Source organism: Flammeovirga sp. SJP92 (assembly GCF_001583495.1).
Classification (GTDB): domain Bacteria; phylum Bacteroidota; class Bacteroidia; order Cytophagales; family Flammeovirgaceae; genus Flammeovirga.
In genome coordinates this window covers 16330-29391 of the sequence record NZ_LQAQ01000038.1, presented here as the reverse complement: position 1 = coordinate 29391, position 13062 = coordinate 16330, and the positions used below count along the sequence as shown (strand labels likewise).

The following is a 13062-nucleotide window of genomic DNA, read 5'->3' as shown; positions in this document are numbered from 1 at the left end:
TTTTTTGAAATCAGCTTTTAAACTATAATTCATCCTAAAATTCTTGATAAATCTTCATCCTACTCCTATTTCGAGAGGTTTTGCAGGACGTAAATCCACCAAAATAATTGATTGTTTTGAAAGGTTATTCTTTATTAATCTACTGAAATCAATTGAATTAGGCCTTAATTAAAATCTATTGACCGAATTTGTTTCAACTTTATTTCAAATCAACTGTGATGTATTTTTAAAAGTCAAGCATTTGGAGATGTAATATTGAAGGGAAATGATTTGAGAATGTTGTTATATAATATTTTCATCTATGTAATGTTAACTTAATATCAACGAATTAAAAAAATGATCCATTTTTGTTTTTTGAAGAGTTAAAATGAACTATACTTTTACAGTTTTGATCAAAATAATAGTTTAAATCCATACTATTTGATATAAAAAAAGAGACCAGATTTTAGATCCAGTCTCTTCTTTTAACTATTGATGAAAATGTTAGCCTTTAAGAGCATGCTTCAAACATGCTCTAATGAGGTAAAATATCTTTGTACTTTCCATAAATAAATGTGCCTAATAGGGCGAAGAATAAGATAATAGCCATGCTGTATTCTCCATATCCAATTAAGATAAACATTGGAGCAGTACAACCGCCAACCAAAGCCCATCCCATTCCAAAGGATGTACCTCCTAGCAAGTATCTCCATATTCCTTTTTGCTTGTCAGCAATAACAATGGGTTGTCCATCTACATCTTTTACATTGAAACGTTTGATGATCTGAACACAAATGGCACCAGTCGCAACCGCAGAACCAATCAATCCATACATATGAAACGATTCAAAGCGAAACATTTCTTGGATTCTGAACCATGATATGGCTTCAGATTTTGATAAGACAATACCGAAAAGTATGCCTAACAATAAATAAACTAATGTTCTTCCCGCTTTCATATTATAATTGGATGATAAAAGGTAAAATAAAAAAGGTCATAATCAAACCACCAATAAAATAGCCAATCACTGCAATCAAGGATGGCAACTGAAGGTTGGATAATCCGCTGATGGCATGACCTGAGGTACATCCGCCTGCGTATCTTGAACCAAAGCCAATCAGAAACCCACCAATGGAAAGCATCAAAATTCCTTTTAAACTAAAAACGGCCTCTTTGCTGAAAAGCTCTGTGGGCAATACATGATGTGTATTGCTTGTAATGCCCAGTTGATTTAGATGTTCAGCTGTTTGCTCAGATACACCCGCCAAAACATTTCCACCTAAGTAGTTATTGGAAATAAAACCTCCAATGATACACCCTAAGGCAAAAATTAAATTCCAGGACTCATTTTTCCATTGGAAATTAAAAAACTGAGTGTTTTTACCAATGCCACAAGCTGTACATATCGTCCTGAAATTGGACGATAAACCCAAGCTTTTGCCTAATAATAAAAGTAGTCCCATAGTGGCTCCAATCATTGGTCCGCCTATATACCACGGCCAAGGAGCAAGTAAAGTATCCATGAAAGAATTTTGTTATAATAAGTTGTAGAATTGTGTCACGCATATAATGGAGTTCTTCTAATGAAATAACCCATTATGGAATATGTACATTGTAAACTAAATTTTCATCAACTATTAATTGATATTTCTGCTGTCTTTTAAAGTCCTTCATTCAAGCTTCCTCCTTTGTCATTTTGTCTTGAATCAAAAAATAATTGAGTAGAAAATCTAGTATACAGTATAATAAGTAAGGGATAAATAAATCAGGGTATTTTATGTTTTGAGACTTAGTCTTAACAGAATTCTTGGGCTGATGAAACCTCTTTTTTCAAAGCGGGAGTCATCAACCCTTAGAATTAGTTATAATCTAGTCACATATCATTTTGTCACACTTCAATGCTATTTTATCCTTAAGCTAAAACGGGTGTTAACCCATTGATTTTTTTAAATGCAGTAAACCCGCCGGCTATATTATGAAGGTTAGAAAAACCATTGTGAGCTAAGATTAAAGAAGCCAAATAACCTCTTAAACCTTTGGCACAAGTAATATAAATAGGTTTGTCTTGAGGTACTTCATTCAGACGCTCTCTTAAAACATCCAGTGGAATATTGATCGCATTTTCATGAATGATACCTGCGTTTTCTAACTCCTGAGGGTTTCTCACATCAAGAATTGTAATTTCGACATTGCTATCAAAAGCCTCTTGAGCAACTTTAGCATTCACTTCTTTGAACAACCCTTTTTGAGCGTTTTGTGCCACGTAACCTGCAACAATCACTGGATCTTTAGCAGGGGAGAACGGTGGGGCGTACGCTAGATCTAGGTTGGGAAGGTCCTCAATTGTCAATTTAGCATAAATGGCAGTAGCCAACACATCAGTTCTTTTGTCTACTCCTTTTTCACCGAACAGCTCCGCACCTAATAAAGTATGCGTATCTGGTGTGTAGTAAATCTCAATAAACATATCTTTTCCACCTGGGTAAAAACCAGGGTGCGAGTTGGCAATGATAAATGTTGATTCATAAGCAATACCTTCGCGCTCTAAAACCTTTGGACCGGCTCCTGTTCTAGCAATTGTATGAGAGAACATTTCCATAATGGCTGTACCGTATCCACCTGGGAAAATTTCGTTGGCACCTACTGCATTGGCACCGGCTACTCTACCACCTTTATTGGAATGCGTACCCATTGGGAACCATCCCTCAGAGTTAGTCACCATATTAGGAATGGAAGCACAATCACCCGCCGCATAAATATCGGGTAGTGAAGTTTCCATTTTTTCATTGACAATCAATGCCCCGTTCGGTAGTGCTTTTGCTCCTTTAGAAGTCAGCATTTCCGTGATAGGTTTCACACCGATAGACATGATCATAAAATCAGAAGAAAGTACAGTGCCATCGTTCAAAGTCACTGTTTTTTCATCCATCTTGTCTACTTTTTTGCCAAGTTCCAGGCGGATACCATTTTCCTCTAAAACTTTCTCACCCATATGAGCAAATTTATCATCCCAAGGTCCAAGAATATGATTTCCAAGTTCAATGACCGTCACCTTCTTTCCAATTTGTACTAGGTTCTCAGCAGTTTCTAAACCGATTAAACCAGCACCAACAATTGTAATGTTTTCCGCATCATCCAGTGCATTCGACTTCACAATTCTATCAAAGTCTTCAATAGTTTTGGCATTGGCCCAGTTAGGGTTATTTTCAATACCTTCAATTGGAGGAACGATGGCTGTACCGCCTGTTGCATAAACCAATTTGTCATATTGGTACTCTCCTTTAGGAGTATACACCAAATGTTTGTCTGGGTCAATACTTGTAACAGGTTCTTCCAAATGAACATCTATATTGAATCTTTTACGTAGTAAATCTGGCTTTACCACTAAAAGCTTATCTCTATCTTTAATTCTACCCGAAAAGGCATAAGGTATACCACAGGTAGCATAGCTAATGTTGGCTGTTTTTTCAAAAAGAATAATTTCTGCGTTCTCATCTGTTCTTCTTGCTTTTGCGGCTGCAGATGGTCCTGCTGATAATCCACCAATTATGATAATACGTTTCTTATTTTCCATTTCCGTTGTTTTTTTCTTTTGATGCTACAAAACTATCTAATGCCTAAAAGCATAATTGTAACAATTATCACATAAAAGGATTCTGGAGAAATGTAGGAATAGAAAATTATTTTAATATGGAATGATAATCAGTGATAAAAAATGCTTTTAATGCTTTTAATGAAATATTATTTCGAGTTAAATGATTTTTAAAATTTAATATACTGTAAGTTAACAAATGTAATATTTTGTCATTGGGCAAAAAAAAATGATGAGAAGGTAATTTTACCCTCCCATCAAAAAGTTGTAATTAAGAACTCAATTCGTCATATAGAGTAATTAAGGTGTAAGTACCATAACAAAATGATTTTTGATAAAGTACTTGAATGAAATGAATGCTAAACGTAAACAGTCAAAAATATTGTGAGTTATCCCTGAAGTTTACTATTACTCTAATGCAAATTGAAAGTCCTGACCGTGTAAATTTAAAGCAGGTATTGTACCTATATCTCAATGTGAATTAAATCAATTGTAGAAAATACAGGCGATAACGCACTTTATTTTCCGTCCAATGTTAAATGATCAGTAGTCACTTCAGTGAGTTCGATGTAGTCAACATGTACTTCTTTCTTTTGCCATTTGTTGGTAAAATAAATATACGTTTGGTTGGCAAAATCACCCGTTGTAAAGCAAATGCTCTGACGGTACCATGTATTTTTGAAGTATTTGATAATCGGTTGTTGTCCTTTTTTGCCAAATGCTTTTACACCTAGCCATCCGTTTTGCCAGATAGTGTCCATATTGGTCATTGGAGCTCTAGCAGAAGCTGATAGGATGTAAGTTGTATTTGGTTTTAGTTTCACTGTTCTAGAAATGGTAGCTTCTTTGCCAGCACTAAGTTTTACATAATTTTTTCCTGCTTCATTTTTCCCTTTTCCATCTACGGCTTTTACTTTACCTTCCGTTTCCCATCCTTCAATGCCATTATTGAAATCATAATTTTCAAGGATGTTTTCAGGCATTTCACAAGCTACATCTGTAGATGGTTTTCTTTGCCAGATTCTTACATAATCCACCAAAAATTCTACACCCTTTTCAGTGATGTCTTCTTTTTTAGGATTTACTTTCCAAGGGAAAACTTCATTATCTACCCAAACTTTTTGTTCATTGTTCATCACCCACTTGTCTCCAAGTTCTTCTTTAGTGACGCAGCGAATTAATTTTCCATCAATATAAAGTTTAAGGAAATCTTCACCCCATTCACAACCATAAACGTGATAATCGCTCGCTAATCGGTAAGGTAGCTGTGCTTTATTGTCCCAGCTTGTTTTTCCCCATAGAGGATCTTTTCTATCTTTGCCCCAGTCATGGAAAGAAGTATGATAAAGTTTTTCAACGTGCTTATCTTTTGGATACTTACCAAAGATCTCAAACAGATCCAGTTCACCGCCTTTTCCAGTAAACCAGAAAGCACTTGATAATGGAGCATCTGCCGGCTTACACTTAATTTCCATGTAACCCGTTTTAAATTTCTTTTTAGTGATGATGGCGCCAGTAGTGATATTTTCAAACTTATATCCTTTATGTTTTCCATCAATAAAATTGAAGTCCGGTTCCCATCTTGTCGTTATCACCAATTGACCATTTCTTACAGAAACAGCATGAGGGGCAAACTGTGAAGGAGCTCTTCCTTTAAAATTATTTTCATAGTGATCATTTTCTCCTTGAACTATCCATTTGTCCTTATCGATTTGATCACCTTCAAATTCGTCACTTACGTCTTGATTAAGCACCCAGCCCAATTTATTATCTGGATCTGATACTGGGTTTTGAGCCAATACAGCATTGTTGCAGAATGATGTCGCTAAGAAAGCTCCTAGTATTATAAGTTTATTTTTTTTCTTCATTTCATTGCTTGTTTGAGTCACAAAAAAAATTCGCACAAGTAGTTGAAATCAGAATACAAGACTTTGTATTGTTCAACTACGCTAAATGTTGTGAGTGCAATTTGTAGGTTTAATTACTCACAGACGTATTTATAGGTAAATAAAGTCTTTCTCTCCGTAAAGGATGTTTTTTCTTGATTTTGAGGTTTCTGATTTCAATAACTAAAAAATCAGAAGAGGAGTACTATTTTTTGATGAACTAGAATTGATAAGTGGTTTAATAATGAACTAAAGTTACAAACTTAATTTTAGTTTCAATGGGATAAAATCTTTGTTTAGACTACATTATAGCACTTTTTCTTCTCTTTTTTTACCCAGAAGTTGCTCAGAATTCACATTAACAGAAATTAGGTTCTAACGCTCAGTCACATCTTATTCACTCAAAATCACTCCCTGAAAAGCTAATCAAAATAAATTTGAAACCGTTAAATGTTGTTTTTACATCTATTGATAACGTTTTAAAAATCAACCATGAAATGAAATAGAAACAGTCAACTAACAGGTATTATTCTCTTACTATTTATGAAAAGTACAGCATAAAAATTTTAGTCAAGGATATAAAAAATCATTGTGATATTCTTCACTGCAATTTTTTCTGCATACTCTTCATTCTATAATGCTCCTCTTATTCCTATTACAATAGAGACACCAAAGACCGACAGGGATAAGGACTCATCTAGTGATGGCAAGAGACAACATCTGCAAATATTTCACATCAAATCTTATTTATCATTGTTGGATATCTGCTTATATATCCATAAACAAACTTATAGTATGAAAAGAAGCGAACTTTTTTGGGGAGTCTTATTGGTCTTCATGACGAATATGCTTTTCGCTCAAGACAAACCCAACATCTTAATTATACACACGGACGAGCACAGCTTTAAGACCGTGAGTAAATACAGAGATCTTAATTTACATAGTGGCAATCTGACCAAAGAGGAATATTACAACCCTTGGAATGCTACAGATCAGGTGGCCACTCCAAACATGGACCGTTTAGGAACTGAGGGAGCCGTGAGTACAAAGCACTATGCTTCTTCTCCAACTTGTACACCTTCAAGAGCTTCATTTATTACATCATTATATCCTGGCTCAACAGGTGCTGCTCGTAATGACAGACCGATGCATGATGACATGAAAACATGGGCGCATATTTTACAGGACAACGGCTACAGCACTTCATATGTAGGTAAATGGCACTTGGAAGGGAAAGATGATCCTGCCACTCAAGTTTGGGGTGCGGGTAGAAATTTTGGTTTTGACAATATCGAATGGCGTATTGAAAAAGAACACTGGACTTGGTACAATGAAGAAGGTGTTCCTCCATATGATTGGGGTGAGCAAGGAAAGCCGAGTGGTGATTGGATTTATGCCACTGAATTCTTTACAGACAAAGCCATCGAAATTATGGAAGATGACATTGATGCAGAAGAGCCTTTCTGTTTGATGATCTCTATTCCAGATCCGCATACACCTAACCACTCTGCTCCAGAGTATCATGATTGGTGTAGAAATGTGAACTTCACAGCCCCTTATACTTATGATTTAACGTATGATAAGGAAGGTTCAAGACCCAACTGGGCCGATAAGCAAAATAACAACGATGTTCATCCTGGTTCAGACAGATACAGCTCTTTTGATGAGTTTTATATGCAAGAATACTGGGGTATGGTAAAAGCAGTGGATGATAACATTGGTAAAATGTTAAAGCTTTTGGAAGACAAAGGTCAGCTGGATAATACCATTATTATTTACACAGTGGATCACGGTGATATGCTTTTTGAGTACAGCCGTATCAATAAAGGTGTGCCTTATGAAAGCTCAGCAAAGATCCCTTTCATGATTCGTTACCCTAAGAAAATCCCTAGTGGAAAAATTGTCACTACCCCTCATGTAAATGTGGATGTTGGACCAACAATCTTAGGTTTAGCAGGTTTACCAGCTATGTCAGATGTTCATGGTAAAGACCAATCTCACTTATATACAAGTGATGATTTAATGGTAACAGAAGACGACACTGTATTTATCACTGAAGATGCAGGATGGTGGGTTTCTGCAGCAACAACACGATACAAACTAGTATTGAGCAACAAGGATAATCCTTATTTGATCGACCTTGAGGTAGACCCATTAGAAACGACCAACCAGCTAGCCAATACAGAAGGTGCAGATTATGCAATGTATATGGAAAAAGCGTTAGAATTAGAGGCAAGCTTAAAGCATAGAATGGTTCAGACCAACGAATTGTATGGTGCAGGAACTAAGTTTTTAATTTGGATGACTACAGGGCCTACTATTCCAGATCCGCCAGCAGTAGAAGAATCAGTGTTGCCTTTAAATCAAGATCTTTTTGGTTTTGAAGGAACGGCAGTAGTAGATGGTACAGCCAAAAAATGGTCGATGGGTGCAAGTAACGATTTCTCTATTTCTGATGAAATGGCAGCTAATGGGAACTATAGTTTGAAGTTCCACCATACTGCTCCTTTAACAGGAAACGGTGGCTCAGCACATGCTCCAGCTGGAATGGTACAGTTAGCGGCAGGGAAATATAAATTCAAAGCTAAAGTTTACGTTGAACAAGGAAGTGCAGCCTCTCGTTTTAGAATTTTTGTAAAAAATCCAAGTACAAACCTAGATCCATTTTCATTACCAACAACTTATGGCGAATGGGTAGATGTGAGCTATGATTTTACAATGACACAAGGTACTTCTAATGAAGGAACATTCTCATTGGTTATTCAGCCAGGTGATGCGACTGCCAACGGGGGAACCACTTCTACAGTATATTTTGATGATATTGAAATTGAAGAAGTAATTCCATTAGAATTCAAGGGTTTAGATCCCGTTTTGTTTGGTTTTGAAGGCAGTCAGTGGATTGACAACGAAGAGAAAAACTGGTTCTTAGGAACAAACGCCATTTACTCTCAAGAACATAAAGCCTCAGGAAATAGAAGTTTGAATATGTCTGATGTTTCTTTGGTCAGCGGTAATGTAGCATTGGCGGCACACTCTCCAATTAAATCATTGTATATGAATGAAGGAGACTATGAACTGTCATTGAAAGTGAAAGGCAAGACTGGAAATAAGATCAAATCATTTGATGTGATTTTAAAAGATAATAAGTCACAAAGCTTATTCATTGTCAACAGTTTTGACATTTCTGCATTGACGGAAGAAGAAGGGTGGGTCACTTTCAAAAGGAATATAAGTTTCGGAAAGGACAGTGACCCAGAAAATGGTCAAGTGACGATAAGAGTAAGAGAAGTGGATTTAAATGATGATGGAGAGGGCTATTTATTTATAGATGATATCAAATTAGAGAAGAAGACTTCTGATATTGCTGGTGGAGGCTCAAACCCGGCGGATGAAACACCAAAAGATGTTCCAAATGAAGCAACGGATCAAAACCATTTGAACTCACATTTATTTGGCTTTGAAGGCCCAACTTTGATCGATTTAGGTAGTGGAAAAGTAAGAGTAAGATGGACGGGTGATAGTGAGTTTGGTATTGTCGATTTGAATGGCAATCCTCAAGGTACTAGAGTAATGCGATTTGCCAATGATGGCGTTTTAGAAAAAACAAAGTCGGTTTATGTAGATAAAAACTCAGCACCACTTCCTACCGATAGAAATCTTGAATTCTCTATGAAAGTATTTATTGAGGAAGGAAGTACAATTAGTAAGGTAAGAGTTGCCGACTTAACATCTCCAGTTTCTCAGTTTGATTTAACGGGAGTGCCTCACAATGAGTGGGTGACGTTGAAAAAAGTAATTACACCAGAAGAACAGAACGACTTCAAGAGAATCAAATTACAGATTCAAGTTGCTGATGCAGGAGAAAAAACCACTATTTATTTCGATGACATTAGAGTAACAGATATAGAAGAGGAAGTAGCGGCTGATGGTTGTATGAATAATACCAACTCATTGATCAATACTTGTGCTTTCGGTTTTGAAGAAAATACCACCAGTGCAGACTGGGCTACAAATGCTATTTATGCTATTACAGATGAAATGGCTTGGGGTGGTAGTGCTTCACTCAAAGTGACTATTGATGAGGAAATCCAAAGCGGTAATTACAATCAAACACCTAAGAGTGGATTACAACCTAATGTTACTATTGATGAAGAAAATATTGTAGTCTCTTTCAAATTGTATATTGATGCTGAAGCTACATTAAGCCAAATTTCTTTACTTTCTAAATTCAACGGTATGGCTCCTCAAGTGTTAGCCCTTGATATTTCAGGTTTTGAAAAAGGGAAATGGCTAACTGTAGAACAGGAAGTAGGAGTGAAAGACTTCTCTGAAAGTGCGGTATTAAACTGGGTTGGTTTCCGATTCAATAATAATACGAAAGGAACAGGAGTACTTTATATTGATGATGTAAAAGCTGTAGTTAAAAGTGCTTTTGTCAGTGATACAGAGCAAAATGTAGTCTTTACAATCACTGATGAAAATGATGCTCCAATTGAAGGTGCGGTAGTGAAATTAGAAGGTTTTGATGATCAAATTACTGACGTAAATGGTCAAGTGACATTAATGTCTTCTAATATTCAAGGCAAAGCATTTGTTGTTGAAAAAGAAGGTTTTAATGCTAAAGAAGGACAATTTACCGTCTATAATGCAGAAGTTGCAGTAGATGTGACATTGACTACTTTCGTTCCAGAAACCTATAGTTTTACAATTTTGTTGAAGGATGAAAACGGTCAGCCAATGCCTGGTGTAATCGTTGTTGATACAGATAATGCGGAGACGTATACCACGGATATTAGAGGTGCAGTAGTATTGATAGGATTGAGTGAATCAGATGTCATTAATTATGCAGTGGAGTTAGAAGGGTATAACATCATTACGAATACTGCCACAATTGGAACGCAAAATAGTAGTGTAACAGAAACTTTAGTGAAGAAACTCTTTGCACCGGAGGCTATGTTTACGGTCAATAGAATGGAAGGAGACAAGCCACTTGTTGTGAAGTTTGAAGATGAATCAAAGCATTTGCCAACAGCATGGTTATGGAACTTCGGTGACGGCGGTACATCAGTTGATCAGCACCCATTCTATACTTATCAAACAGCAGGTGTGTATACAGTTTCATTAAAAGTGACGAATGAGACAGGTGAAGATGAGCTGATTAAGGAAGAGTTCATTACGGTTGGTTTATTCCCAACGGCAGAATTTTCAGCGAGTGCTACGGAAGTGGATGAAGGCACATCAATTCAATTCACAGATGAATCAACAACAACGATCTTGACATGGGCATGGGACTTCGGCGACGGTACCACTTCAGATGTACAAAACCCTGAACATACTTATACTTCAGCCGGTCAATATACAGTAAAACTGAAAGTGACAAATGAAGATGGAGAGGATGAAATTGTAAAAGGCGATTACATTACAGTGGCAGAAGTACCAGAACTGGAAGCTTCATTTACTTATCATGTAGTGAACTTTGATGATCCTAAGACGATTCAGTTTATGGATAAATCAGCGGGAGAAATAACTTCATGGACATGGGATTTCGGTGATGGCAACACATCTAATGAGCAACATCCTACTCATACTTATGCAGAAGGTGGAACGTATCAAGTTTCATTGGCAATTGCAAATGCCAACAAGAATGCTTCAGGTACACAATCAGTAGAAGTTTCAGCATTGACATATGAAGTAGTTTACAAAAATGACTTCTCAGAATACGATGTAAATACGGCATTATTGGAAGAGGAGAGAACGGATGCCCGTAAATTCCATTACATTGCTTTCCAACAAGAAGACTTGCCAAGAACATTGACAGTGTTGGAAGAAAGTGGTAATAAATATATGCAATACGGTGACAGCGAAGCGACTGCTTCTGCAAACGGTCAATTTAGAACGAATACAGTGATAGCATTCAAAGCTGGAACAAAATACACTTTGACAGTCAGAACAAGGGGCCTTGCGATTCACTTCCCATTGATTATGGATGTGGAATCTAATAGTCCAAGAGCAAAAGGTGAATCTTTCAAAGAGGGAACATTGACGGATTGGCATACACATATACTTTCTTTCGAAGCGGAAGAAGATTTCAATGCCACAATTGCAATGGCAAGAAACTGGTACGGTACGTTGGATGTAGATGATATTGTCTTAATGGCCGAAGGTGAGGAAACATCAGGAGTGGAAGCGAACTTTACAGCATCCGCAACAGAAGTAAATTTAGGAACTGAAATCCAGTTTACAGATGCTTCTACAGATGCCACTTCATGGTCGTGGAATTTCGGAGATGAGAACACATCGACGGACCAAAACCCTTCACATACTTACGCTACAACTGGTACATTTACTGTAACATTGACAGCTTCTGATGGATCATCTTCGGATACCAAAGAAATGAAGATTACTGTAAATCCAATTGCTGGAGGAACGTTGCCAGTAGCATCATTCTCTGCAGATAAAACGGCAGTGAAAGAAAACGAAACAATCACGTTTACTGATGCTTCAACAGACGCCACTTCATGGTCATGGAATTTTGGAGATGATAATACATCGACAGATCAAAACCCTACACATGCCTACACAACAGCAGGTACGTATACAGTGACTTTGACTGCGACGAACGAAAATGGTGATGATGTGGAAACAAAAGCAGATTACATCACAGTGACCGAAGACGAAACACCTGCAGATGTAGTTGCAGATTTCACAGCATCAAAAACTGAAATCACTTTAGGTGAGGCAGTACAATTTACAGATGCATCAAGTAATGCCACTTCATGGTCATGGAACTTTGGTGATGATAACACATCAACTGATCAAAGCCCATCACATACTTATGCATCAGCAGGAACTTTTACAGTAACGCTTACAGCATCGAATGATAATTCATCTGCCACAAAAACAATGGACATTGTGGTGAATTCAGATGTCGTAAATCCAATGCCAGTAGCTTCTTTCACAGTAGATATCACAGAAGGAAAAGTAAATGAAACGATCACATTTACAGATGCATCTACTGATGCTACTTCATGGTCATGGGACTTCGGTGACGGTTCATCTTCAGATGTACAAAATCCAACTCACACTTACGCATCGGCAGGGATCTACACGGTAGCCTTGACAGTAAGTAATGAAAACGGCACAGATACTTCTTCTCAACAGGATTTGATCACAATTACTGCAGAAGACCCAACAAGTATCACGATCGACGGTGTTGAGATTAAGGTATATCCAAACCCAGCTTCTTCTGAAGTCAATGTAGTTTCAGCAGATGTTGTAAACGTAACGATCTTTACAGCAACTGGTCAATTGATTCAATCTATTGACAAAACTACAGCTTCAATTAAAATCCCAGTAGAAGGATGGAGCAGTGGATTATATCTATTCAAAATGACAACCAAAAACGGAAGTCAATACACGACTAAAGTACAAGTGAAATAATAGTAGAATAGAGTAAACAATAGGACGGGTGGTGAGACCAAGTGGTTTTGCTACCCGTTTTTTTATGATTTTACGCAGACCCATAATTAAAAAGTTTCGTGCACCATAGTTAAAACTATCGGCAGGTGATACTGTAACCTTATCAAGACTGAAGTATTGAAGGTT

General features: G+C 37.0%; 5 protein-coding genes. 1 reads left to right on the top strand and 4 read right to left on the bottom strand.

Annotated elements, in window-relative coordinates; translation table 11 throughout:
• Positions 1-514: 514 nt before the first annotated feature.
• The 4 genes from AVL50_RS09820 to AVL50_RS09805 form a co-directional block, all read right to left on the bottom strand.
• The gene (locus AVL50_RS09820) at positions 515-937 is read right to left on the bottom strand and encodes a YeeE/YedE thiosulfate transporter family protein (RefSeq protein ID WP_062616325.1); all 423 of its coding nucleotides are present in this window, start codon (positions 935-937) and stop codon (positions 515-517) included.
• Position 938: 1 nt separating this feature from the next.
• On the bottom strand, positions 939-1502 hold the full coding sequence (locus AVL50_RS09815; RefSeq protein WP_062616324.1) for a YeeE/YedE family protein: 564 nt from the start codon (positions 1500-1502) through the stop codon (positions 939-941).
• A 389-nt stretch (positions 1503-1891) separates the two neighbouring features.
• Complete coding sequence (locus AVL50_RS09810; protein ID WP_062616323.1) at positions 1892-3553, bottom strand: FAD-dependent oxidoreductase; 1662 nt, start codon at positions 3551-3553, stop codon at positions 1892-1894.
• A gap of 536 nt (positions 3554-4089) precedes the next feature.
• Positions 4090-5439 carry a family 16 glycosylhydrolase gene (locus AVL50_RS09805; protein WP_157491243.1) on the bottom strand — a complete coding sequence of 450 codons (1350 nt, stop codon included), beginning with the start codon at positions 5437-5439 and terminating at the stop codon, positions 4090-4092.
• 813 nt (positions 5440-6252) lie between these two features.
• Here AVL50_RS09805 and AVL50_RS09800 point away from each other — a divergent pair.
• On the top strand, positions 6253-12897 hold the full coding sequence (locus AVL50_RS09800; protein WP_082795743.1) for a PKD domain-containing protein: 6645 nt from the start codon (positions 6253-6255) through the stop codon (positions 12895-12897).
• Positions 12898-13062: the final 165 nt, after the last annotated feature.